This is a genomic window from Variovorax sp. 10L426 (assembly GCF_056395305.1).
In genome coordinates this window covers 463,175-487,616 of sequence record NZ_JBFTJF010000001.1, presented here as the reverse complement: position 1 = coordinate 487,616, position 24,442 = coordinate 463,175, and the positions used below count along the sequence as shown (strand labels likewise).

Here is a 24,442-nt window from a genome sequence, read left to right as displayed (position 1 = left end):
TCGTCCATGAACACCGCTGCCATCTCCCTGTTCGACCACGTTCCGCCCTACGCAGGCGACCCGATCCTTTCGTTGATGGAGTCGTTCCAGAAAGACCTGCGACCGCAGAAGGTGAGCCTGAGCATCGGCGTCTATTTCGACAACGAAGGCCGACTGCCCGTGCTCCCATCGGTGCGGCAGGCGGAAGCGGCACTGCTGCGGGATCCCGGGCCGCGCCCCTACCTGCCGATCGAAGGCCTGGCAGATTTCCGCACGGGCGTGCAGCGCCTGCTCTTCGGTGAAGGCCATGAGGCCGTGACCGCTGGCCGCATCGCCACGCTGCAGACCTTGGGCGGCTCCGGCGGGCTGAAGGTCGGCGCCGACTTCCTGCATCGCTATTTCGAGGGGAACGGCATCTGGGTCAGCGATCCGACCTGGGAGAACCATCACGCGATCTTCGAGGGCGCGGGGCTGAAGGTGCAGACCTATCCCTACTACGACGCGGCCACCGGCGGGCTGCGTTTCGACGAGATGCTGTCGACCTTGAGCACCCTGCCCCGCCGCAGCATCGTGCTGTTGCACGCGAGTTGTCACAACCCGACCGGCGTCGACCTGTCGGTCCTGCAATGGCGGGCGCTCATTCCCGTGCTGCGCGATCGCGAGCTGATTCCCTTCATCGACATTGCCTACCAGGGCTTCGGCGATGGCCTGGAAGAAGATGCGTTCGCCGTGAGGGCCATGGCGGATGCCGGCTTGCAGTTCTTCGTCGCGAATTCGTTCTCCAAGAACTTCTCGATGTACGGCGAGCGCTGCGGTGGTCTGAGCGTGGTGTGCGCCAGTCAGTCGGCGGCCGACATCGTGCTGGGTCAACTCAAGGCCACGGTGCGACGCAACTACTCGACGCCGCCCACGCATGGTGCGCGCGTAGTCGCCCGCGTGCTGCAGGACCCGTCGCTCTTCGCGCAATGGAGGAGCGAGACTGCCGAGATGCGCGGGCGTATCCGCGATATGCGCCAGCGCCTCCATGCCGTGCTCAACGAGACATTCAACGGGCGGCGGAACTTCGACTACTTCCTCACGCAGCGAGGCATGTTCAGCTACACGGGATTGAGGCCGGCACAGGTCGACCAATTGCGCGACGAACATGCCGTGTACCTGGTACGGTCCGGCCGCCTCTGCCTGTCGGGACTGACGACGAACAACGTCAACCACGTGGCGCAGGCCATGGCGGCCGTTCTGGGCTGATCGGCGACATGAAGGAGGTCATCGACACCGGACTGCCGCCGCTCAGGCAGCCCTTCTCGTGGGCGGTCAAGGCATCGGGCCTGCTGTTCACTGCCCATGGTCCTGTACGTGCGGACGGGAGCATCGACGTCGGCCCGATTGCCGAGCAGGCGCGGCTGACGTTTGCGAACCTGCAGCAAGCGGTGCGTGCGGCCGGCGGCGATCTCCGCGACGTCGCCCAGGTATTGATCTACATGACCGACGTCAAGGACATGCCGGTCATCGACGAGGTCTACCGGCAATTCTTCGAGGCGCCCTATCCGAACCGCTCCAGCATGGGCGTGGCGGGCCTGGTGGTTCCGGGCATGAAGATCGAGATCGTGGCGTACGCGGTCTTCCCTTAAATCTCGCGCCACGCGTCAATGCAGTGGGCGGCGAGTGCGGTGACCCAGAAGGGCTCATCCGGAACGAAGGCGATTCCGAACTTCGGAGAAATGAGAAAGCCCGCTTTCTCGAATACCGTCGAATCCGTGATTCGAACGAAGGACGCCAGTGCGGCAAAGGGCACTGACAGATTGCCGATATTCACCACGGGTGCTTTCAGAGTGATCTCTTCCAACCTGCCGCAGTCCTGGAATCGGTAGACGACGGATTCGTAGTCGAGCTCATGGAGTCCGATGTCGTTCCGGCATGTGCTTCTTGGCTCGCCTCTTGTCTTCAGGATCTCTTCTCTCGAGGCCGAGAAAGGCGTTTCATCGACGCGAACGAACGGATCCAGGTTCATGACGGTTGCAGTATGCGCCCCGTCATCCTCGCCTTTACCAAACTTCATCTGCTATCAATGTCATAGCGACATATCTCGACAGGTTCGGGGCTTCACGGGCGCATGTTGCCATTTTTCAGGGCAAAGTCGCCTCCGCGAATAACATTCATTCTCATTTGTGAGACTAGAATCGGCGCCTCAAATGATCGCCACGTCTCCTGACAACCGCCGCCGCGCCTATTGGCTCAAGACCCTGCACGAATGGCATTGGGTCAGTTCGGCGGTCTGCCTGATTGGAATGATGATGTTCGCCGTCACGGGATTCACGCTCAATCACGCAGCAGGCATCGAGGCAAAACCCCGTATCACGAGTCGTACGGGCACGGTTGATTCCGCATTGCGCGAGCGACTCGTGCAGCAGGCTTCCGCGGTCAAGGCGCGGAAGGGCAAGTCGGAGCTCCCCGACGAACTTCAGGCGTGGGTGCGCCGGCAATGGGCCGTCGAGACCTCGGGCCGCGAAGCCGAATGGTCGGACGACGAAATCTATCTTTCGCTGCCGCGTCCCGGCGGCGACGCTTGGCTGCGGGTCGGCCTTGCCGATGGGGAGGCCGAATACGAGCGCACGGATCGCGGCTGGCTGTCCTACTTGAACGATCTGCACAAAGGCCGCAACACAGGTGCGGCCTGGAGTTGGTTCATCGACATCTTCGCGGCCGCCGCGCTGGTGTTCTCGATCACAGGCTTGTTCATCCTCAAGATGCACGCCGGCAACCGGCCTTTCACATGGCCGATGGTGGGTATGGGCCTGGTGATACCGATGCTGCTCGCATTGCTGTTCATTCATTGATTTCAGGAGAAAGGTTCCCGTGCAAGTTCGCTATTCACTCGCCCTCGCCGCGCTGTTCGGCGCACCGGCCTTTGCGGCGGGTCTCTCGGTCAACATCGAAGTCCCACGCCTCAATGTCGCGGAGTACCACCGCCCCTATGTCGCTGCCTGGATCGAGCGCCCCGACCAATCGGTCGCGACGACACTGGCCGTCTGGTACGACATCAAGAACAAGGGGAGCGCCGAGGGCGAAGGCACCAAGTGGCTCAAGGACTTGCGCCAGTGGTGGCGGCGGACGGGCCGCGAATTGCAGATGCCCGTCGATGGCGTGAGCAGCGCGACCCGGCCAGCGGGCAAGCATGAGCTCAGTTTCACCGAGGGTTCGGTGGCGTTGCCCAAGCTTGCACCGGGCGCCTACAAGCTCTACGTCGAAGCGGCGCGCGAAGTGGGCGGACGCGAAATCGTCAGCATCCCCTTCCAGTGGCCGCCGACGCAGGGCGATCAGCTGGCTGTCACGGGCAACAGCGAACTGGGCGACATCAAGCTCGAACTCCGGCCCTGATCTGATCATTACTTAGCCACCAAGGGGATTCACCATGAAGTCTGCTTTCCGTACCGCGGCCATCGCGCTTGCTCTTTCCGCCGGCACTGCCGCGGTCCAGGCACACAACGTGTGGCTGCTGCCGTCGAGCACCGTCCTGTCCAAGGGAGACTGGATCACGGTCGATGCGGCCGTCTCGAACGATCTGTTCTTCTTCAATCACAACCCGCTCGGACTCGACAACCTCAGCATCACGGCGCCCGACGGCAGTGCGGTCGCAGCGGAGAACATCCACAAGGGCAAGCTGCGCAGCGTGTTCGACCTGAACCTCGCGCAGCCCGGTACCTATCGGATCGCGGTGCTCAACGATGGCGTCTTCGCGCGCTGGAAGGACAAGGCCACCGGCCAGGTGAAGCGTGCCCGCGGTACGCCTGCCAGCATCGCCGGTCAGATTCCGGCCGACGCGCAGGAGGTCGAGGTGACGCAATCGGCAGGACGCATCGAGACCTTCGTGACGGTTGGCAAGCCGAGCACGCTGAAGCCGATCGGAAAGGGCCTTGAGCTTGTCGCGGCCAATCCGACGGACTTGGTCAAGGGCGAGAAGGCCACCTTTGCGTTGCAGATCGACGGACAGCCCGCGAAGGACATCGAAGTCAACGTGACGCCCGGCAACACGCGCTACCGCGACAAGGTCGACGAGGTCGCGATCAAGACCGATGCCAAGGGACAGTTCACCGTGACGTGGCCGCAGGCTGGCATGTACTGGCTCGAAGCCATCACCAAGGACGGCAAGACCTCGGTACCGCAGGCCAAGGAGCGGCGTCTGACTTACGCCGCAACGCTGGAAGTGATGCCCTGAGCCCATTGGAGAACCCGCCCGCGCAGCGCATTTCATTCGCGACGTGGCGTGCGGGCGGCTATGCGAACGCCGCCGCGCCGCGACGAGCCGACCCCGTCACCTTGCAGACCCTGGCGGGTCGGAGCATGGGCACGACGTGGTCGGTGCGCATGGACAATCCCGCGATGATGCCGCTCCCCGCCGTCCGGGCGAACGTGGAGGCTGCATTGCAGCGCGTGATCGCGCAGATGAGCACCTGGGAGTCCGCATCGGACATCAGCCGCTTCAACCGGGCCGCCGCGGGCAGCCGGCACGCCATCGAAGCGGAGTTCGCCGAAGTGCTCGCGTGTGCAAATCATTGGGCCTCGGCGAGTGGCGGAGCCATGGATCCGACCATTGGCCCGCTCGTTGCTTTGTGGGGATTCGGGGCACACGCTTCAGCATCAGTGGCCGTGCCCGATCAAGGTGAAATCGCCACGGCGCGTGCGCGCGTGGGATGGCAACGCTTGAAGGTCGACGAGGCGGACCGCTCGATCCTGCAGCCCGGCGGCTGCGCCCTCGACCTTTCCGGAATTGCCAAGGGATTCGCGGTCGACCATGTCGCTGCCGCCCTGCATGATGCAGGTCTCCGCGATTTCCTGGTCGAGATCGGGGGAGAACTTCGCGCGGCAGGTCGGCGTCCCGGCGGCGAGCCATGGCAGGTGATGATCGAAACGATGCCCGGGCTGACTCGGCGGATTGCACTGGCCGACATGGCCATCGCCACGTCGGGGGATCGCTGGCATGTGCATGACCGCGGTGGGCGGCGCTGGTCGCACACCATCGATCCGCGCTCGGGTGAACCCTTGTGCAATGCGATTGCATCGGTGTCCGTGCTGCACCCGCAATGCATGCAGGCAGATGCGCTCGCGACGGTGCTCACCGTGCTGGGCCTCGACGAAGGTCTCGCTTTCGCGCGGCGGCACAAGATCCCCGCATTGTTCGTACTGCGCGAAGGCGCCGGTCACATCGAGCGAACCAGCGAGTGGTGGCCGGTTGGGGCGCGTGCCGCATGAGCGAGCCCACGGTGCGAGCGCTGGCCGCGTGCGCGACCGCGCTCGCGTACACGATGCTGTGCCTGGCTGTGTATTTCCGGCAGCGCCAGATGCGAATCGTCAACGCGCAAGCAGCCTCGGCGTTCGCCGGCAGTGACACCAGCGAAGCTGCACTCGTACTCTTCGCAAGCCAGACTGGCCAGGCCGAAGCGCTGGCATGGCAGACGGCGCGATGGCTCCATGAAGGCGGTATGCCGGCGCAGTTGATGCCGCTCAACAAGGTCGACGCCAACACGCTGCGCAACGCGCGCCGGGCATTCTTCATCGCCAGCACTTACGGCGAAGGCGACCCACCGGACGGCGCGAGCGTTTTCACCGAGCAAGTGATGCGCACCGCACCTGACTTCTCTTCTCTCCGGTATGCAGTCCTTGCCTTGGGAGATCGCCAGTACGCCAATTTCTGCGCGTTCGGCCGCCTGCTCGACGAGTGGTTGCATGCCCGAGGTGCGATTCGGCATTTCGACCGGATCGAAGTCGACAACGGAGATCCGGCCACGCTCGCGGCCTGGGAGGCCCAATGCAGCGGCGTTGAAGCGGTTTCCATCCCGTCCGCGTCTCCCTCGGGCACGGCGACACGCTGGCGTCTCGCTGCGCGCACCTTGCTGAATGCGGGCAGCGCGGGCGCGCCCGTCTTTGAATTGGCTTTTGCGCCTTTGGCCGAATCGCTGCCAACTTGGGAATCGGGAGACATTGCGCAGATCACGCTCGCAAAGGATCCTGGCCGTCCCCGGGACTACTCGATCGCCTCGGTGTGCGCCGATGGCAAACTGCAACTCCTCGTTCGCCAGGAGCGGCATCCCGACGGTTCGCTCGGCGCCGCATCGGGGCTTTTGACCTCGACACTGGCCATTGGCGACACAGTGGAATTCCGTATCCGGCCGCACCGCAATTTCCGACTCGACGGCAATGCCGAACGCCCGCTGATCCTCATCGGCAACGGGACGGGCCTGGCCGGCCTGCGCGGCCATCTTCGCGCAAGGGCTGTGGCGAACGAGAACGACAACTGGCTGATCTTTGGTGAGCGCAACGCGGAGTACGACTTCCTCTGCCGCGACGAGATCGAGGCGTGGCGCCATCAGGGCGTCCTGAAGCGGATCGACATGGTGTTCTCGCGCGACCGGGAGCAGCGGATCTACGTCCAGCATCGCCTGCTCCAGGCCCACGACGAAGTGCGTGCTTGGGTCGACCGGGGTGCGGCGATCTATGTCTGCGGGAGCATGCAGGGGATGGCATCCGGCGTCGACGCGGCTCTGCGCCAGATCGTCGGCGCAGAGCGAATGAGCGAGCTCGCGGGCCTGGGCCGTTATCGGCGCGACGTCTACTGAAATCGCACGCATCGTTGCTTGCTGGCAACATTGCGCAACAAATCGTCCTGAATTTCTACACAAAGATGAACGGCAGGTGAAGTTTTGTATTGCGAGTCATTATCATTTGCATCGGACTCGCATTTCATCGCGACTCAGCTCACCCAGCCAATCCCAGACGCCTAGCCGGCGTTCGTCGGGACCCGCCAGTGAAGTTCTCATTTCTTTCCTTTTCGGAGAACCTTCATGGCCTACATCAAGAGCCGCAAGCATGCTGTTGCACGCGCCTTGCCCCCGTTCGGCAGCGCCGCAGCCGCCACTCTCTTTGCACTGACACTGCCCGTTTCCGCTCAGACCTCGACCAACACCCTCAAGGAAGTTCGCGTCGAAGCGGACACCCCCGCCACTGAGTTGAAAGTCGACAACTCGGCCAGCCCCAAGTTCACAGCGCCGCTCGTCGACACGCCGCAGACCGTCCAGATCATTCCTCAAGTGCTGATGCGGGAGCAAGGCGCCACGACGCTGTCCGAAGCCCTGCGCAATACCCCCGGCGCCGGCGCCTTCTACCTCGGCGAGAACGGCAGCACCAGCACCGGCGACTCGATCTACATGCGCGGCTTCGACGCCTCGAGCAGCATCTTCGTGGACGGCATCCGCGACATGGGCTCGATCACGCGCGACGTGTTCAACATCGATCAGGTCGAGGTCGTGAAGGGGCCGTCCGGTACTGACGTCGGACGCACCTCGCCGACCGGCTACATCAACATGATCTCCAAGCAGCCGAACATGGAAGACGCCTTCCTGGGCTCCATCGGCTTCGGCAGCGGCGACTACAAGCGCGGCACCATCGACTGGAACAAGGTCATCACCAATACCGACGGCTCGGGCGCGGCGTTCCGACTGAACGCGGTCATGGATGACTCCGGCGTGGCCGGCCGCGATGAAATTACCACCAAGCGCTGGGGCGTTGCACCGTCGATTGCGATCGGTCTGAACACGCCGACGCGCTTCTACTTCAACTATCTGCACATGGACCAGAGTGGAGTGCCGGATGGCGGTGTGCCGACCGTCGGTCTGCCGGGCTATACGAGTCCGGATCCCAAGCGGCAATTCCTGAGCTTCGCGTCGCCGGTGGACCCGTCGAATTTCTACGGCACGACTTCGGACTTCAACAATGTGACCGCCGACATGTTCACGGCGCGCGTCGAACACAACGTCACGCCCGACGTCATCCTGCGCAACACGACCCGCTACGGCAAGACGTCGCAGGACTACATGCTGACCTCGTTCATGGGTTCGGCAGCGAACCTGTTGACCCCTGTCGTCGCGAACCCGAACACCTGGACCATCGCGCGGAGCAATCCCACGAACAAGGACCAGACCAACGAGTTGTTCACCAACCAGACCAACGTCTCCGCCAAGTTCAACACGGGCTCGGTCGGACACACGATGAACGCCGGCCTGGAATTGATCCGCGAAGAGCAGACCAGCTTGGGCTTCTTCGGCCCCAATGTCACTCCCGCCTCGGGCGCGCCTTTCAATACCGGCGCCTGGCCGGCAGCCAACCTCTACAACCCCAACCCGAACGTCAGCGGCTTCCGCCGTACACCGAGCGGCGCGGACAGCGTCGGCTCCACCGACACCGTTGGCCTGTATGCGTTCGACACCGCAAAGCTGAACGAGCAATGGCAATTGACCGGCGGCGTGCGCTACGACCACTACAGCACTGACTACCGTGCCTCGACGCTGTCGACTGCCACCGCCAATCCGAAGCTGCCAGTTGGAACGCTGATCCCTTCGTCGCTGTCATCCTCCGACGGCCTGTGGTCCGGCAAGCTGGGCCTGGTGTACAAGCCCGCGGAGAACGGCAGCATCTACGCTGCTTGGGGCACCTCGGCCCAGCCCCCGGGCGGCGCCAACTTCGCGTTGGCGGCCAGCGGCACAGGCAACAGCGCCTCGCGGACCGACTTCAAGCCCCAGGAGGGCACAACCTACGAGGTGGGCACCAAGTGGGACGTGCTGCACAACAAGCTCGCTTTGACGGCTGCGCTCTACCGTACGGAGATCAAGAACGAGGTGGTGCAGGATCCGACCTCGCTGCAGTACTACCAGACCGGCAAGAAGCGGGTGCAGGGCATTGAACTCGGCGCGGCGGGGGCAATCACCGACAACTGGGGTGTCAGCGCCGGCTTCACGACCATGGATACCGAAGTGCTGAGTGGTCCCGCGATCACGGCCAGCGGCGAGAACGTATTGACCTACACGCCCAAGAACGCATTCACGCTCTGGACCAGCTATCAATTCCCGTTCGGGCTGACCCTTGGCGGCGGTGCGCGCTACAACGGCAAGCTGAGCCGGGGTACCGACGGCGCCATCGGCACCCCGGCGTACGCCGAAGCCTACTGGGTGTTCGATGCGATGGCTTCCTACCGCATCACCAAGAACGTCGAGCTTCAGCTGAATATCTACAACCTGTTCGACCAGGAATACGTCTCGGCCATCAACAAGAGCGGTTACCGCTACACGCCGGGCATTCCGCGCTCTGCACGCCTGACGGCCAACTTCGCGTTCTGACGCGGATCAACGAGCTCGCGCCGGAGCGGTGCGACACTCGTGCTCCGGCCTCGCGGTCGGGGCTTTTTTCGTTCCGAGGAATCTGCAAGATGATGCTGCATGTACCCGACGTTCTGAGTGCGGAACAGGTTCGCGAGATTCGTGCTGCCCTGGATGCGGCCGATTGGGTGGATGGGCGGGAATCCGTCGGCGCGCAAGGCGCCCGGGTCAAGCGCAACCGACAGTTGCCCGAGCAATCGCCTGTGGGCCGGGAATTCGGCAAGACCATCCTGGATGCGCTGGCTCGCAGTCAGATATTCTTCTCTGCGGCACTGCCGCTTCGCTTCGTGCCGCCGATGTTCAACCGCTATGAGGGCGGTGAGCACTACGGGTTGCATGTCGACGGATCGGTACGCATGGTGCCCGGCACCGGCCAACAGTTGCGGACCGATCTCTCTTGCACGCTGTTCCTTTGCGATCCGGACGATTACGACGGCGGTGAACTCGAGGTGGTCGACACCTATGGCACGCACGAGGTCAAGCTCCCTGCCGGCGACCTGATCCTGTATCCGTCGACAAGCCTCCATCGCGTGCACCCCGTCACGCGGGGCGAGCGTATCTGCTCGTTTTTCTGGCTCCAAAGCATGATTCGTGACGATCGCCAGAGAGGCATGCTTTTCGATCTGGACCAGGTGATCCAGAAGCTGCGTGCCCGCGTGGGCGAGTGCGATGAGACGGTGGCGCTGACAGGCCAGTATCACAACCTGCTGCGGATGTGGTCCGAGGTCTGAGAGGGCGCTGTCAGAGCGCAGCGCAAGGTGCGCTGGAACAAGTAAGCTATCGCGTTTCAGAACGGTATATCATTAAGAAGACTCCCCATCACACCCCCCGCCCCAATCGAGCGACACGCTCTACCCACCCCCGCGCCACCCCCTCCCGTCTACAAGAAATGGCTCTCGCAAGCGCCCAACTGACTCACTCATTCGTGATATACCGCGCATCTGATCCCCCATCGGATACCGCATGTCACGCACCATCGCCATAAGTTCCGCCAAGGCCGACGACCTGCCCTGGTTGCAGAACCCCATCGAAGCCCATCGGCAATGGCGCTCGACGCTGAGTTGGAAGCGCGGCACGGAAACGACCGATGCCGACGCGCCCCTCTACACAGAGCACAGCAACAACCTCTACCGTTCGTTCTGGGGCAAGTTCTGCCGTTGGCTGACGGGCCGATCGCTGAGACTCGACAAAGTCCAGCAGGCGCACATCGAGTCCTTCCTCCAGGCGCTCGAGGGCCGCGGCAATGCCCCGGCCAGTGTGCGCACCATGCGGACCTACCTCGCCGAGATCAACCGCGTGTTCACGCATCTGCATGCGGCAGGGGTCGTTGACAGCAACCCGGCCGCCGCCGTGCTGGCCCGAAAGCGCAGCAAGCCGGAGACACGGTTCGAGACCGACCCGCCGCTCCCGCCCAGCCCGGCCTTCCTCATCGACTACGAGAAGATGGCCAGGAAGATGTTCAACGAGGAACGCGCCCTGCTCCCGAACGCGTGGACGCCGGCACGCAACTTCGCGCTGCGCCTGATCGTGGCGGAGTGCGGGCTGAAGCTCACCGAAGTCTGCAAGCTCATCCCGCGCAACATCACCATTCAACACGACGGCACGGTGGTAATCCGTTCGCCGGGACATCGGCAGGTCGCCACACGCGCGCTGGCCGGTCGGTCGATGCTGGCAAAAGCCCTGCAAGGCTGGCTGGACCAGCGTAGCGGCCTGCAGATCGTCCAGACTCGGCGTGATCACGAAGAAGGCGGTCGCCGCTCGAATCGCCTGTTTCTCGGTCAGGCCGAAAAGGTGCAATCGGCGGACCTGATCGGAGGCGGCCTCGGCGCCGCATGCAGCCCGGTAGCGCCCGACCTCGCCGAGCGGGTCGTGACGAGCTGCGTGAAGCGCACGCTCGAGGCGCTGGGCCATCAGGCCGCATTCCATGGGCCGCAGCTTGTGCGCAACGCCTATGCGGCACGCCTGATTCGCGGCGGCATGAGCGACGCCGAGGTGTCCGACCAGCTTGGGATGAAGACGACGTTCACAGCGCGGGCGATCCGCGAGAAGCTGCAACTGCAACTGCCGCCGTGACCGGCGCCCGACGGTGACCGGATGCCGTCCAACCTTCGAGTTTGTCAAGGGCTTCATACAAAGCTTGAGCCTTCGGGTGACAGCTACTATCCTGTCCGACACTCAAAGGCGGCCGCCGCATCACCTGCGACGCCGCAATCGGGGAAAGGGTGGTCTTGTGACGCTGGATTTCGCAATCGCCTACTGCGGCCCCGCGCCGGTCCCTGCGGACCTTTGGACGCGCTGGAATACGGATCCGCTGCTGCTGGCGGCGCTCGTCGCGTTGTCAGTGATGGTTGCCCGCGGCAAATCGTCCGACGCGCGTGCAGGCTGGACCGCGATCGGACTGATGTTCATCGTCTTCGTCTCGCCGCTTTGCGCGCTGTCCTCGGCGCTGTTCTCGGCGCGGGTGTTCCACCACATGCTGCTCGTCGCCGTCGTTGCGCCGCTGCTGGCTCGGGCCTTTCCGGTACGGCGCGCGGGCTCTCCGGCGATCGCCATGCTGGTCGCTGTCCACGCCGTCGTGCTGTGGCTCTGGCACGCGCCGGGCCCCTATGCCTGGGGTCTTGCCAGCGTGCCGGCCTATTGGTTGATGCAGCTTTCGCTCCTGGGCAGCGCATGGCTGTTGTGGCGGGCCGTCCTGTCGACCGCGACGCCGACCGGCCCTGCGTTGATGGCGCTGGTCGCGACGATCGCGCAGATGGGCCTTCTCGGCGCGCTGATCGTCTTCGCTTCGGTGCCGCTGTATCCGGTGCACATCGCGAGCGCGGTGTCCTGGGGCTTCACGCCGATCGCCGACCAGCAGCTCGCGGGTCTCTTGATGTGGGTGCCCGCGATGCTGCCCTATCTCGGCGTGGGGCTCTGGCTTGCATGGTCCAGCCTTCGACCCAGCGAGCCCGCCCTGTGACGACCTTTCTCAAGTTTGCCCATCTCGCTGCAATTGCAGTCTGGTCGGGAGGGCTGATCGTCCTGCCGTTTCTGTTCTGGCAGCGCAAGGGGCTCGCGCAGGGTGGAGACCTCGACCGCCTGCACCGCATCACGCGACTGGTCTACGTGGAGATGACGTCGCCCGCCGCATTCATCGCCATCGGCACCGGCACTGCGCTCATCTTCCTGCAGGCCACCTTCGTGGAATGGTTCACCGTGAAGATGGTGCTGGTCGGTCTCATGGCCATGCTGCACGTCGTGGCCGGCCTGGTCATGCACCAGCTGTTCATGCCGAAGGGCCACTTCGGCCGCTTCTCATTCGTGGCGCTCACCGTCGCCTATGTGGTGCTGATTGCGGCGATCCTTTGGGTCGTGCTGGCCAAGCCTCACATCGACTCGAACATGTTCGCGGCACACCTGTTCGAGCCCGGCGGGCTCTCGCGTTTGTGGCATCAGTCCTTCGGCGACACAAGGATGCCGATGCCATGATCGAACACCAGCTTGCCGCCGTGCCAGCCGGCGAAGCCCACCATGACCGAAGCGATGGCCGACAGCACCAGGCCGTGCGGCAAGACGGATGCGGGGTCGGTCAGTCGCAGGCCCCAGCTGGCACCGGCGATCGCGACCAGCGTCATTGCAGCGACGGCATGCGACCAGCTGGCCTCATGCAAGCGAATACCGCGGACAAGCAGAAGTTCGCCGGTGCCGACGATGCTCGCGGCCACGCCACTCCAGAACGCCATGCCCGACGCCCACACACCTGCGCGCAGCCAGAAGACGTCGCCCGACCACCAGTACAAGACATCGACACCGAGTGTCGCGACCACGAAGGCGACCGGAAAATGCACCAGCATCACGTGGATCGGATGACCGATCACCGCGACGGCCGAGCCGACATCGAGCCGTTTCAGTTCCAGGAGAACTTCGCTCTGGGACGAAGTGCCGTCGCTCTTGCTCGCCATGCTTCTTCTCCTTTGCAGCGGATGCAGTCAATGCAGTCGATCGGCGGTCATCGTAGCGTCTTGCGCGCAACGCTCCAAGCCGGATCGTTGGCCGCCTTGTCGGGCTGCAGCGGACCGCTGTCGACACTCGATCCTTCCGGGCCGGCCGCCGCATCCATCGCCACGCTCTGGTGGGTGATGCTGATCGGCTCCGCCGTTCTCTTCCTGCTCGTCGTCGGGATCTTCATCCAGGTCATCAGGCGCCCGGGATGGGGCTCCAGTGTCCCGCCGATGCGCTGGATCGTGCTGGGTGGCCTCGTGCTGCCTGCGATCGTCCTGCTGCCGTTGCTGGCTTACGGCCTTGTGACTGGCGAACGTTTGCTGCCTCTGCCGGGCAGCGCGCCGCCGCAGCGCATCGAGGCGGTGGGAGCGCAATGGTTCTGGACCTTCCGCTATCCCGAGCACGGCGGCGCCGAGACGCGCAACGTCCTGCTTCTGCCCGCGGGCCAGCCGGTCGACATGGTGGTGACGAGCAAGGACGTGATCCATGCCTTCTGGGTGCCGCGCTTCGCCGGCAAGATCGACGCAGTGCCCGGTCGGACCAATCGGCTGCGCATCCAGGCCGACCAGCCCGGCCGCTACGAAGGGACCTGCGACGAGTTCTGCGGCATCGGCCATGCGGGCATGCGCTTCGTCGTCATCGTCCATCGACCGGAGGACTTCTCCGCGGCTCTGACACAGGCGCTCGAAGCACCGGAGGCGAAGAAATGAGTGGATCCGTCAACCCGCAACCGCAAGGTGCGCAGGCACTGCGGCTGCATCGCCAGTTGAGCCGGATATGGGCCACGGGGCCGGGATGGCAGCGGCTCGCCGCAGTCAACCACTCGGTCCTCGGAATGCGGATGTTCCTCACGTCCTTCGTGTTCTTCCTCATCGCAGGCGTGCTGGGCATGCTGACCCGGGTGCAGCTTGCAACGCCGCATTCGGGGTTCCTCGACGCCGAGACCTACAACCAGGTCTTCACGGTGCACGGGTCGATGATGCTGTTCCTGTTCGCCATTCCGATGGTGGAAAGCTTCGCGGTCTACCTGACGCCGAAGATCCTCGGCACGCGCGACTTCGCCTTTCCGCGGCTGACTGCCTACGGCTACTGGTGCTATCTCTTCGGCGCCTCGATCGTCACCGTCTCGCTGGTCCTGGGCGTTGCGCCCAACAGCGGATGGTTCATGTACACGCCGCTGAGCTCCAACGTCTTCACGCCGGGCGTGAACGCCGACATCTGGTTGCTCGGCATCACCTTCGTCGAGATCTCGGCGCTGTCGCTCGCCATGGAGATCACGGTCTCGATCCTGAAGATGCGCGCGCCGGGCATGTCGCTCGACCGCATGCCGATCTTCGGCTGGTACATCCTCGTGACGGCGCTGATGATGATCATCGCCTTCCCGCCGCTGATCCTGGGCTCCATCCTGCTGGAGCTCGAACGCGCCTTCGGCCTGCCCTTCTTCGACCCGACGCGCGGCGGCGACTCGCTGCTATGGCAGCACCTGTTCTGGCTGTTCGGCCATCCGGACGTCTACATCATCTTCCTGCCGATGGCCGGAGTGCTGTCGACGATGATCCCGGTCTTTGCCAACCGGCAACTGGTGGGCCATCGCGCGATCGTGGTCGCCATCATCGCGCTGGCCTTCCTGAGTTTCGGGATCTGGGTGCACCACATGTTCACGGTGGGCATCCCGCACCTGGCGCTCGCCTTCTTCTCGGCCGGGTCGGCCATTGTCGCGGTGCCGACTGCCGTGCAGGTGTTCGCATGGCTCGCAACGCTCTCGCACGGCAAGCCGCGCTGGGGCGTGCCGATGCTCTACATCTTCGGCTTCTTCTTCATCTTCGCGATGGGCGGACTGACCGGCGTGATGCTCGCAATGGTTCCCTTCGACTGGCAGGCGCACGACACCTACTTCGTCGTCGCCCACATGCACTACGTCGTGGCCGGAGCGCTCGCATTCCCGATGATGGCCGCGCTCTACTACTGGCTGCCGCTGGTCACCGGGCGCACCGCGGTGCACCGCCTGTCGGTGCCTGCGTTCTGGCTGATCTTCATCGGCTTCAACATGACCTTCTTCCTGATGCACCTGACGGGCCTGCTGGGCATGCCGCGACGCATCTACACCTATCGCGGCGACGAAGGCTGGAACTGGCTCAACCTGTTGTCCTCCGTCGGAGGCTTCGTGATGACGATCGGCTTCGCCCTGCTCCTCATCGACCTGGTGGTGCAGCTGCGCTACGGGCGCCGCGTGCGTCGCGACCCCTGGAAAGCCACGACCTTCGAATGGGCGATGGCGCTTCCGCCGGCACCGTATGCGTTCGCCTCGATCCCGCACGTGGGTCCGCAGACCGAAGACCTCCCAAAGAGCGAGCTTGCCATCTCGCTCGCACGCGGCGAGGGCTACCTTGGATTCGCGCGCAACGGCTGGCAGGAGGCGCTCGGCGTGCACATCACGAGCGGCAAGCCAGACCAGTTGATCGTGCTGCCGAATCCGACCTACCTCCCGCTGGTCACCGCCATCATCACGGGCGGCGTGGTGCTGGGATTCCTGTTCAAGGCCTATTGGCTCTCGCTCGCGCTGACGCTGGTCACGTTCGGCCTGTTCGTCTACGCGGGCAGTCGCGCGGGGCTGCCGCGCGACTACGGCCCGCTGCCGGTCGGGCTCGGCGTCGAAGTGCCGCCGCACACCGAAGTGGCAAGCACACCGTCTCACCTGGCGCTGGTCTGCGCCCTCTTCGCCAACGGCACGCTGTTCACCTCGCTGGTGTTCGGCACCTTCTATCTCTGGCTCGCCGGCGGCGACTGGCAGAAGATGACGCCGCCCACGCCGAGCTGGCCGCTCGCCTTCGGCGCCATCGCCTGTCTCATCGTCGCGGCATTCTCGACGCGCGGCTCGCTCAAGGTGCTGACAACCAGCGGCAAGGCATCGGGCTGGATGGCACTCACCGCAATCGCGCTGATCGCGGCCGTCGCAGCGGTCGTGGAGATGATCCTGGGCGTCACGCCGCATCCGCGCGAGCATGCGCTCGGCGCGACGGCCTCGGTGCTGCTGGGCTATGTCGCCTTCCATGCCGGCGCCGGACTGCTGTTTCTCTTCAGCAACTTCCAGCGCATCCGCAATGGCTACATCTCACAGCGGCGCTCCAGCGACCTGCGCCTGACGCAACTCTGGGTCCACTACACGCTGGTCACGGGCATCATCGCGCTGGGCCTGGTGCTTGCGTTGCCGACGCTGGTGACGGTGCTCGGGGGACGGCCGTGAACAACGTGATCGTCCCGCCCCGCCGCATCTGGTGGCTCGCGGGCGGCTTCGGCGTATGGTGCCTTGCCCTGTCGGTGCTCTACGCGCTGCATGCCATCGGCTGCGCCTTCGGCTGGTCGGCCGGCGCCCTCCGCTGGAGCCTCGTCATTGTGTTCATCGCGCACCTGCTCGTGATCGGGTGGATGTGGCGCAACTTCGCCAGAGGTGCGCCGGACGCAGGCTCCGGCAACACCGGAAGCTTTCTTCACGAGGTCATCGTCTGGACGACCATCGTGGCCTTCGCCAGCACCGTGCTGGTCCTCGGCCCGCCGCTGCTGCTCACGACGTGCATTTGAATCCATGACGAACCGCGATCTGCTGCGAAAGGCCGTCTGGGCCGTCGTCTACCTGCTGTTCATCCTGGCGCCCATGCTCGCGCTGCTGACGGGCACGCTGCCGCCGAGCCGCGATTTCTGGACCGAGTTCTCGGTAGGACTCGGCTACACCGGCCTCGCGATGATGGGCCTCCAGTTCGGGCTCACCGCGCGGTTCAGGTACGTCACCGATCCCTGGGGCGAAGACGTCATCTACCACTTCCATCGCCGGATCTCGCTGATCGCCGTGGGCCTGGTGGTGGTGCATCCGCTCATCCTGATCGCGGCCGGCTCGGACAAGCTCGCGCCGCCCGAGACGCTCAGCGACGTGCCGATGGGCGCGGTCTTTGCGGTGCTGTCGCTCGGCTCGGTCATCACGCTGGTGATCATGGCGCTTTGGCGCGTCCGACTGAGGATCAGCTACGAGTTCTGGCACATCACCCACATCCTGCTCGCGCTCATGGCCATCGGCGGCGGATTGCTGCACATGGTGGGCTGGGGCTTCTACCTGGTCGACCCCATGAAGCGCGCCCTCTGGATCGGCATGACGATCTTCTGGATCGCGCTGCTGGCGTACGTACGTATCGTGAAGCCGCTCTTCATGCTGCGCCGGCCTTACCGCGTGACGGAAGTTCGCCAGGAGCGCGGCGATACGACGACCCTGGTGATGAAACCCGAAGGCCATGCGGGATTCCGCATCCGGCCCGGCCAGTTCGGCTGGCTGACGCTGTGGGGCAGCCCTTTCAAGATCACGGGCCATCCGTTCTCCTTCTCGTCGAGTGCCGAGGCTGCCGACGGCCGCGTCGAGATGACGATCCGCAAGCTCGGCGACTTCACGAACGAGATTGCCAAGGTTCCGGTCGGCAAGCGCATCTATCTTGACGGGCCCTACGGCGCCTTCACCACCGGCAACCCGGCGGACATGCACGTGCTCATTGCGGGCGGCATCGGCATCACGCCGATGATGAGCATCATCCGCACATTCGCCGATCGCGGCGACAAGCGGCCACTGATCCTGATCTACGGCAGCAAGGACTGGGAATCCGTGACCTTCCGCGAGGAACTGGACGCACTGTCGAAGCGCATCGACCTGACGGTGGTTCACGTGCTCACGAACCCACCCGAAGGCTGGACCGGGGAGAGCGGCCGCATCACCGTCGAGGTGTTCAAGCGCCACCTGCCGCCGCACTATGCAGACCACGAGTACTTCATCTGCGGACCGGACATGATGCTTGACGCGATCGAAGCGGCGCTCGGAGAGATGAAGGTGCCGCTGGCCAAGTACCACTCGGAACGCTATAGCTTTGTCTAGACATGATGGTCGCTCGATAGGCGAAGGAAGGCCCGTCTCCGGTATCGTGGATTGCGCACTCTGAGAGTGTGCCGAGCCACATGCGGCGGGTTTCCCCAGCCGCAAACCGTATGGAAACGAGCCATGAACGAGATTATCAAGTTCTTCGTTGGTCTGGATGCGCACAAGGACAGCATCGCCGTTGCCGTGTGTGAAGCTGGGCGAGAGCCGAGCCGTTTCGTGGGCACCCTCGGGCCTGACGTGCAGGGGGTGCTCAAGACGCTGCGCAAGTACGGTCCGGCGCGGCAGGTGAGCGTGGTCTACGAAGCCGGGCCCACCGGCTACGGGCTGCATCGAGAACTGACTCGGCGCGGCTATCGCTGCGAGATCATCGCGCCGTCCTTGATACCGCGACGCGCGGGCGAACGCATCAAGACCGACCGGCGCGATTGCGCCCGGTTGGCCGAGTTGTCCCGGGCGGGCGAACTCAAGGCCATCTGGGTGCCCGGCGAAGCCCACGAGGCGCTGCGCAATCTCTGGCGCGCGCGCGAAGACGCGGTCAACATGCGCTTGAAGGTGCGCCAGCAACTCAAGGCGTTTCTGCTGCGCCAGGACCGACGCTATGCCGGCAAGACGTCCTGGACCAGGATGCATCAACGCTGGATCGCGGATCAGCGCTTTAGCCCGAAGTTCCTGACCGGCCCGTAGTCAGTACGCGGGCGCAAGCCCGCGTGTTTCTTAAGCATGAGCACCCTTGGGGTGCTTTTCTTTGCTTCAATATGTAGTCACTAAATTGACCTTGTAGTTAGCGCAACCTGATCGAGCTCGCTTCGCCCGAGTACCCAGGTGAGCGACTGGTGGCGTGCCGCAACCCCGAGCTGGCCAAGCTGCGTGCGCACAAGCGCCAGGAGCTGCTGGCGGCCACCGAAAAGAATCTGCGCACGATCAAGGAGCGCGTCGACGCGGGCAAGCTCGCTGGCGCCGATGCGATCGGCCTGCGCGTGGGCAAGGTGGTCAACCAGTACAAGGTGGCCAAGCACTTCGAGCTGGCCATCGGCGACAACAGCTTCACGTTCGCGCGCAAGCATGACGCGATCGCGGCCGAGGCCGCGCTGGACGGCATCTACATCATCCGCACGTCGCTCGATGCGCAGCGCATGGAGGCCGCCGACTGCGTGCGCAACTACAAGGCACTGGCCAACGTGGAGCGTGCGTTCCGCAGCCTGAAGACGGTGGACCTGAAGGTGCGCCCGATCCACCACCGCACCGCAGACCGCGTGCGCGCGCACATCCTGCTGTGCGTGCTGGCGTACTACGTCGAGTGGCACATGCGCGAGGCGTGGCGCGAGCTGCTGTTCGCCGACACGGACCAGCAGGCCAAGGCCGAGCGCGACCCGGTGGCGCCGGCCAGGCGATCCATGAGGGCACTGGACAAGGTCGCCAGCCACACGCTCGATGACGGCACGCCCGCGCACAGCTTCTCGACCTTGATGGCCGAGCTCGCCACGATCGTGCGCAATACCTGCCGCACGCCCAGCGCCGGATCCGACGCGCCGACCTTCGACATCGTCACCACGCCCAGCGGCAAGCGGCGCCAAGCGTTCGAGCTGCTCCAGCAGATCCGGCTGTAGACAGAAAGCCGAACCCCAAACTCATGCCAAGTGCTTGTCGCACAAGGGCAAGCTCGTGCGGCGGCTACTGGAACTTCGGGCTAATGACGAGCGCCGGTTCGCCGCAAACATTCTTCCAGCTGATCGCGATCCCGCTGTTTGTGGGTGCTGTGGCACTGTTGCTCGTGCGAATCGCGAGTCGCGAGGTGACACCGCGCTTCGCCGGCGCTGTTGGGAGTTGACTACCGGAACGCGATTGGCCCTGGGTTGTTGAGCCTGCTGCCTTGGGGGCATGGGGGCGCGATGCTCGCTGCCGTCTTCATCGGTTCCCCAAGGATCCCCACCCCCCAAACCCTTCGGGCCCTTATTCCGCCGGTTAAAAGGGGCAGATGTGCTTGAAGGGCATGGTGTCCCTCAGGTTCGCGGAACAGCCGGTGCGCCATGTCCTTGCTGATGTTCGCCTCGCCGGCGAAGCTGCGCACGCTCGTTTGCTTGGCAGGGCGGCTCTGCAGCGCTTGGTTCAACAAGTCCGCTCAATCCAGAGCGAGGCCGGTCAGCTGAATCAGTTCGGCCCACTTGCCAACCTCGTTTCGGATGAATGCGTCATAGCGCTCGGGAGATGAGCTCACGACATCAACGCCGATATTTGATTCCTCCACGCGCATGGAGCCGTTCATAGCTATGCACGCCGCATCGAGCAATGCGTCGACCCGCGATGCGGGCGTTCCCCGTGGCACGGACAGCCCGGCCCAGGCATTGGCCTCGAAGCCGGGAAACCCGCACTCGCTCACCGTGGGGACCGAATCGAGGACCTCAATGCGCTGGAGACTGCTCACCGCGAGCGCACGCACGCGTTGCCGTCGGATCCATGGCAGTGCCTGGTCGGGATTGGTGAACATGAGCGGCACACGGCCGCTCAACACCTCGTTGAAGGCAGGCGCCCCTCCCTGGTAGGGCACGTGGACCATGTCGATGTTCGCGCGTTGCTTGAGCATTTCCATGGCGAGATGACCCGACGATCCGTTACCCGCGCTCGCATACGCCAGCCGGCCCGGATGATCGCACGCTTCGATGACAAGTGCCACCAGGCTTCGGGCCTGCAGCGAGGGATGCACGACAAGCACGTTCGTGGTGGCCGCGACCTGCGTGACATGGATGAAGTCGGTGCGGATGTCGATGATGCGTTCCGGGTGGAGCGCTTGACGGACGGCATCGCCGGACGACGACAGCAGTACAGTGTTTCCATCGGGTGCCGCGCGAGCGACGAATGCCGCGGCAATGGCGCCTCCCGCGCCCGGCCGGTTCTCGACGATCACCGGCCTCCCGAGGGGCGGCTCCATGTCCCGGGCCAACCGACGTGCGAGCAGGTCCGAGGAGCCGCCCGGTGGTGCGCCGACGACGAGACGGACGATGCTCGTGCCGGCTGCCCAGGCGTTGGACGCCCGCACCACGCCCGCCGTGACAAGGCCCAGCAGTGTGACAACCGCCGCGCGGCGCCGCAGCCCGCCGTGTCGACGAGCGTGCGTTAGGCCTACGATTGGGGCCGTTGCATCCAACCCCTGATTCCCAATCTTTTCCATGCGAGAGACAGCCTCGGTTCTTCTCAATCGAATACTGACGCGCGGCAAGTTCCGCCACATCCAGGTCCTCCTCAAGGTGGCGGAGTTGGGCAGCGTCCAGCGCGCCGCCGATCAGATCGGGATGGCGCAGCCCAGCGTAACGCAAACCCTCGCCGGCTTGGAAAGCCTGCTGCAGACAAGGCTATTCGAACGACATGCGCGCGGTGTGCGTCCGACCCCAGCCTGCCTTGACCTGCTTCCGATCGCGCGTCAGTTGATGCAGGGCGCTGCGGAAAGCGCGGAGATCGTCTTCGCGCGGCAGGACGAAGGCGCGAGCGTCGTCCGGGTCGTGGCCTCCGCCTCTGCGATGAACGGGATTCTGTTGAACGCGCTGCCGGCCTTCTGCCGCGCATCGCCGGCGATCAGGATCCAGATCCGCGAGGCGGAAGGCGACGATCTCCTTCTGGCCATGACGCGAGGCGAGGCCGACGTTGTGGTCTGTCGGCGGCCCGCCGTGCTTCCTGACGGCTGGTCGTTCATTCCCGTGCAGGACGACCGGCTGGCGGTGATCTGCGCGGCAAGCCACCGCCTGGCGGCGATCAGCCGCGTCACGTGGCGGCACGCATGGCGTGAACGATGGTTGCTGTCGCCTGCGGGCTCGATCGCGCGGCAGGTGTTCGACGGCCTATGCGAACAGGCGCCCGCAGACGTCGGCACCCATCCGGTCGTCACGCGCAGCCACACGTTGATCCGTCGGCTGCTCGAGGAGGAAGGGTTGCTCGGTTTCGTGCCCTGGAGTTTCGTGCGCGACCTGCTGGACGCTGGCGCGATCGTAGAGTTGCCGCTGCCCGGAGTACCGCCGATGTCCGGGCTCGGCGTGCTCGCGCGGCAAGGCGATCTGCGCGACTCCTCCTTGCGCATGCATCGCTTCTTGGCTGACATCTCGAATCACCAGCCATAGGCAATTCGAATAGCTCGCTTCCATTTCTGATTTGTCACCTGTTTGCGCATCGCGAACACTCCGCGGACCCCTTCAATTCATACACAGGAGACAGATGAAATACGAAGCATCGGCCCGATGGGGCCTGAACCGCGCTGTGCTGCCCACGCACAGGACATGGAAGCTGCTGGCGACGGCGACCCTCGCGGGCACGATCGCGGCCTGTGGCGGCGGCAACGGCGCCGGATTTCCCATTGTCACTTCGCCCACGACAGCACCGGAGCCCGTTACAACAACACCGCCGGTCGCGACGAAGCTCGCCTGCGACAACTCGATCGCCACCAACTTCAAGCCCGACGCCAACACAACAGTGCTTGTCGTGCATGCGTTCAAGGCCGGTAACCCGATCGCACTCTCCGGCACGCCGGCGACTCCGACGCCACCGATCGCAGGCGTGGACATGTGCTTCGTCAAGCTGCTCGTCGGTCCCGGCAACCCCGGACCCGCCAGTGCTCCGTCGACTTCGGCAGGCATCGGCATCGAGGTGTGGCTGCCTGCGCCGTCGGCGTGGAACCACGTCATTCGCGCGATGGGCAGCGGTGGCTGGGCCGGTGGAGCGCACGCCGACCCGACGCAGATCGGCTCGCGCGCCCAGTTCCTGCCGGCCGTCAACAAGGGCTACGTCATCTCGGCATCCGATCATGGCCACGCGCTGCTCAACAACGGCTCTTTCGCGATGAACCCCGACGGCACCATCAACACAGTGCTCTGGCAGGACTTCGCGGAGCGCAGCCTTCACGAGATGGCCGTGAAGACCAAGGCGCTCGCCACGGCCTACTATGGCCAATCGCCAGCTTATTCCTACTGGGATGGCTTCTCGACGGGTGGACGCCAGGGCTTCAAGCTGGCCCAGAAGTATCCGAACGACTTCAACGGCATCCTGGCCGGCTCCCCGGCCTTCAATTGGACAAACTTCATCACGGCCGAGCTCTATCCGCAGGTAGCGATGCAGCGCGAACTGGGCGCGCCGATGGCCGCGTCGAAGATCGCCCTTGTCAGCGGCGCGGCTGTCAAGTCGTGCGACACGCTGGGCCTGGGCTTCCTGGCTGATCCGCTGCAATGCAGATACGACCCGACCAAGGACGCGAACGTGCTGTGCGCGGGCGTAACCGGCAACGGCGTGACGGGCGCCAGTGCCAATGCGTCGTGCGTCAACCTTGCCGAAGCACGCGCAATCAGCCAGATTTGGTACGGACAAACCGTCACAGGCACTTTTCCCGATCCCTCGGTAGACAACGGCGCTGGCCCCACACAAGGCAGTCCCGATCAGCTTTGGTGGGGACTGACGCGTGGGACCAACCTGGCCCTGTCGTTGGCCGGCACGACGCCGTTCCCGATCGCAACCGACCAGGTGGCGCTGGAGCTTCAGGATCCATCCTACGCGGGCTCCACTTTCACGAATGCAACAGGCAACGGAACCAGCCGGTGGAAGTCGCTCGACTATGCAGCGCTGGCGGAAGCATCCGCACGAGGCGTCGCATTGCAAGGCGCGTTCAGCAACATCAACACGGACAATCCAGATCTCGGCGCGTGGCGGGATGCGGGCGGAAAGATACTGACCTATCACGGCCTGGCCGACGACAAGATCATGCCCCAAGGTTCGCTCAACTACTTCTCGCGCGTTGCGGCAACGATGGGCGGAACGTCAGCCGTGCAAGCCTTCGATCGACTGTTTCTGATTCCCGGCCTCGCACACGACAGCACCTTCTCGACGAGCGCGTCAATAGATCCGTCCACCAACGCGAACCTCGCCGGCGCCAAGGTGCCTTTGCCGCAGTACGTCAACGGGCGCGACGAACTCTTCCTGGCCTTGCGCAACTGGGTGGAGCAAGGCATTCCACCGAACCGTATTGAAGTGAGCTCGGCGGACGGCAGCATCGCCATGCCGCTGTGCCTGTATCCGCAGAAGGCGACATATGCGGGGACTGGATCGGTCAAGGCGGCTGCCAGTTACACCTGCCAGTAGTCGCGAACAGCTCGACCGCAGTCAAGATTTCACTGAAGACGGCATTCGGGCAAGCCGTCGGGCTTGCCCTCTCCATTGGCTGCGTAACGTGCCTGCTCGGTGAGCACCGACAGCATCATGCTCAAATCGGCGCGCAGGATAGATGTCCGCAGCCGACTGCTTAACCGCCGGGGGAGGGGGGGGAAAGATGCCGAAGACCTTTGCTTCACCTCGACGAGATAACCTGGCAAGCGCTGCGGTCCGGGTACGCCGCAAC

At 64.4% G+C, this 24,442-nt stretch carries 22 protein-coding genes and 1 pseudogene; 20 read left to right on the top strand and 3 right to left on the bottom strand.

Annotation, left to right across the window (positions count from 1 at the left end; all coding sequences use genetic code 11):
* Positions 1–27 precede the first annotated feature (27 nt).
* On the top strand, positions 28–1,224 hold the full coding sequence (locus AC1DHL_RS02455; RefSeq protein ID WP_478160404.1) for an amino acid aminotransferase: 1,197 nt from the start codon (positions 28–30) through the stop codon (positions 1,222–1,224).
* 8 nt (positions 1,225–1,232) lie between these two features.
* A complete protein-coding gene (locus AC1DHL_RS02450) occupies positions 1,233–1,607 on the top strand; it encodes a RidA family protein (RefSeq protein ID WP_478160329.1) in 375 nt (124 codons plus the stop codon).
* Here AC1DHL_RS02450 and AC1DHL_RS02445 read toward each other — a convergent pair.
* Positions 1,604–1,987 carry a hypothetical protein gene (locus AC1DHL_RS02445; protein ID WP_478160327.1) on the bottom strand — a complete coding sequence of 128 codons (384 nt, stop codon included), beginning with the start codon at positions 1,985–1,987 and terminating at the stop codon, positions 1,604–1,606. The genes AC1DHL_RS02450 and AC1DHL_RS02445 overlap by 4 nt on opposite strands.
* A 181-nt stretch (positions 1,988–2,168) precedes the next feature.
* Here AC1DHL_RS02445 and AC1DHL_RS02440 point away from each other — a divergent pair, with 181 nt between their 5' ends.
* The 10 genes from AC1DHL_RS02440 (at position 2,169) to AC1DHL_RS02395 (ending at position 12,650) form a co-directional block, all read left to right on the top strand.
* The gene (locus AC1DHL_RS02440; RefSeq protein WP_478160325.1) at positions 2,169–2,813 is read left to right on the top strand and encodes a PepSY-associated TM helix domain-containing protein; all 645 of its coding nucleotides are present in this window, start codon (positions 2,169–2,171) and stop codon (positions 2,811–2,813) included.
* A 19-nt stretch (positions 2,814–2,832) separates the two neighbouring features.
* Complete coding sequence (locus tag AC1DHL_RS02435; RefSeq protein WP_478160323.1) at positions 2,833–3,354, top strand: DUF2271 domain-containing protein; 522 nt, start codon at positions 2,833–2,835, stop codon at positions 3,352–3,354.
* A gap of 34 nt (positions 3,355–3,388) precedes the next feature.
* Positions 3,389–4,192: a DUF4198 domain-containing protein gene (locus AC1DHL_RS02430; protein WP_478160321.1), complete on the top strand. Its 804-nt coding sequence runs from the start codon at positions 3,389–3,391 to the stop codon at positions 4,190–4,192.
* Between the two features lie 5 nt (positions 4,193–4,197).
* Positions 4,198–5,226 carry an FAD:protein FMN transferase gene (locus tag AC1DHL_RS02425; protein WP_478160319.1) on the top strand — a complete coding sequence of 343 codons (1,029 nt, stop codon included), beginning with the start codon at positions 4,198–4,200 and terminating at the stop codon, positions 5,224–5,226.
* Positions 5,223–6,590: a sulfite reductase subunit alpha gene (locus tag AC1DHL_RS02420; protein WP_478160317.1), complete on the top strand. Its 1,368-nt coding sequence runs from the start codon at positions 5,223–5,225 to the stop codon at positions 6,588–6,590. Before AC1DHL_RS02425 ends, AC1DHL_RS02420 begins: the two co-directional genes overlap by 4 nt.
* Positions 6,591–6,815: 225 nt before the next feature.
* Positions 6,816–9,143 carry a catecholate siderophore receptor Fiu gene (locus AC1DHL_RS02415; RefSeq protein ID WP_478160315.1) on the top strand — a complete coding sequence of 776 codons (2,328 nt, stop codon included), beginning with the start codon at positions 6,816–6,818 and terminating at the stop codon, positions 9,141–9,143.
* Positions 9,144–9,232: 89 nt separating this feature from the next.
* Entirely contained in the window at positions 9,233–9,913 is a 681-nt protein-coding gene (locus AC1DHL_RS02410) for a Fe2+-dependent dioxygenase (RefSeq protein WP_478160313.1), read from the top strand.
* A 232-nt stretch (positions 9,914–10,145) separates the two neighbouring features.
* Positions 10,146–11,255 (top strand): site-specific integrase, encoded by a 1,110-nt coding sequence (locus tag AC1DHL_RS02405; RefSeq protein WP_478160311.1) that lies wholly within the window; start codon positions 10,146–10,148, stop codon positions 11,253–11,255.
* Positions 11,256–11,412: 157 nt separating this feature from the next.
* Complete coding sequence (locus AC1DHL_RS02400) at positions 11,413–12,141, top strand: cytochrome c oxidase assembly protein (protein ID WP_478160309.1); 729 nt, start codon at positions 11,413–11,415, stop codon at positions 12,139–12,141.
* Positions 12,138–12,650, top strand: a complete 513-nt coding sequence (locus AC1DHL_RS02395) for a CopD family protein (protein ID WP_478102156.1) — start codon at positions 12,138–12,140, stop codon at positions 12,648–12,650. Before AC1DHL_RS02400 ends, AC1DHL_RS02395 begins: the two co-directional genes overlap by 4 nt.
* On the opposite strand, the gene AC1DHL_RS02390 is transcribed toward AC1DHL_RS02395, so the two are convergent.
* On the bottom strand, positions 12,614–13,123 hold the full coding sequence (locus AC1DHL_RS02390) for a DUF2231 domain-containing protein (RefSeq protein WP_478102157.1): 510 nt from the start codon (positions 13,121–13,123) through the stop codon (positions 12,614–12,616). The two genes, AC1DHL_RS02395 and AC1DHL_RS02390, sit on opposite strands and share 37 nt — an antisense overlap.
* 30 nt (positions 13,124–13,153) lie before the next feature.
* On the opposite strand from AC1DHL_RS02390, the gene coxB reads away from it, so the two are divergent.
* The 6 genes and pseudogenes from coxB to AC1DHL_RS02360 all read left to right on the top strand — a co-directional run bounded on the left by coxB (position 13,154) and on the right by AC1DHL_RS02360 (position 19,682).
* On the top strand, positions 13,154–13,873 hold the full coding sequence (gene coxB / locus AC1DHL_RS02385; RefSeq protein WP_478160307.1) for a cytochrome c oxidase subunit II: 720 nt from the start codon (positions 13,154–13,156) through the stop codon (positions 13,871–13,873).
* Positions 13,870–16,407: a cytochrome c oxidase subunit I gene (gene ctaD / locus AC1DHL_RS02380; protein ID WP_478160305.1), complete on the top strand. Its 2,538-nt coding sequence runs from the start codon at positions 13,870–13,872 to the stop codon at positions 16,405–16,407. Before coxB ends, ctaD begins: the two co-directional genes overlap by 4 nt.
* On the top strand, positions 16,404–16,742 hold the full coding sequence (locus AC1DHL_RS02375) for a hypothetical protein (RefSeq protein WP_478160303.1): 339 nt from the start codon (positions 16,404–16,406) through the stop codon (positions 16,740–16,742). Before ctaD ends, AC1DHL_RS02375 begins: the two co-directional genes overlap by 4 nt.
* A gap of 4 nt (positions 16,743–16,746) precedes the next feature.
* Positions 16,747–18,072, top strand: coding sequence for a ferredoxin reductase family protein (locus tag AC1DHL_RS02370; protein ID WP_478160301.1), 1,326 nt, complete (start codon positions 16,747–16,749; stop codon positions 18,070–18,072).
* Positions 18,073–18,195: 123 nt separating this feature from the next.
* Positions 18,196–18,735 (top strand): annotated as a pseudogene (locus tag AC1DHL_RS02365) (IS110 family transposase); the annotation flags it as partial.
* 131 nt (positions 18,736–18,866) lie between these two features.
* The gene (locus AC1DHL_RS02360) at positions 18,867–19,682 is read left to right on the top strand and encodes an IS1634 family transposase (RefSeq protein ID WP_478160402.1); all 816 of its coding nucleotides are present in this window, start codon (positions 18,867–18,869) and stop codon (positions 19,680–19,682) included.
* Between the two features lie 512 nt (positions 19,683–20,194).
* On the opposite strand, the gene AC1DHL_RS02355 is transcribed toward AC1DHL_RS02360, so the two are convergent.
* Positions 20,195–21,109, bottom strand: coding sequence for a tripartite tricarboxylate transporter substrate-binding protein (locus AC1DHL_RS02355; protein WP_478160299.1), 915 nt, complete (start codon positions 21,107–21,109; stop codon positions 20,195–20,197).
* 130 nt (positions 21,110–21,239) lie between these two features.
* On the opposite strand from AC1DHL_RS02355, the gene AC1DHL_RS02350 reads away from it, so the two are divergent.
* On the top strand, positions 21,240–22,181 hold the full coding sequence (locus AC1DHL_RS02350) for a LysR family transcriptional regulator (protein WP_478160297.1): 942 nt from the start codon (positions 21,240–21,242) through the stop codon (positions 22,179–22,181).
* A 94-nt stretch (positions 22,182–22,275) separates the two neighbouring features.
* Entirely contained in the window at positions 22,276–24,186 is a 1,911-nt protein-coding gene (locus tag AC1DHL_RS02345) for a tannase/feruloyl esterase family alpha/beta hydrolase (protein ID WP_478160295.1), read from the top strand.
* Positions 24,187–24,442: the final 256 nt, after the last annotated feature.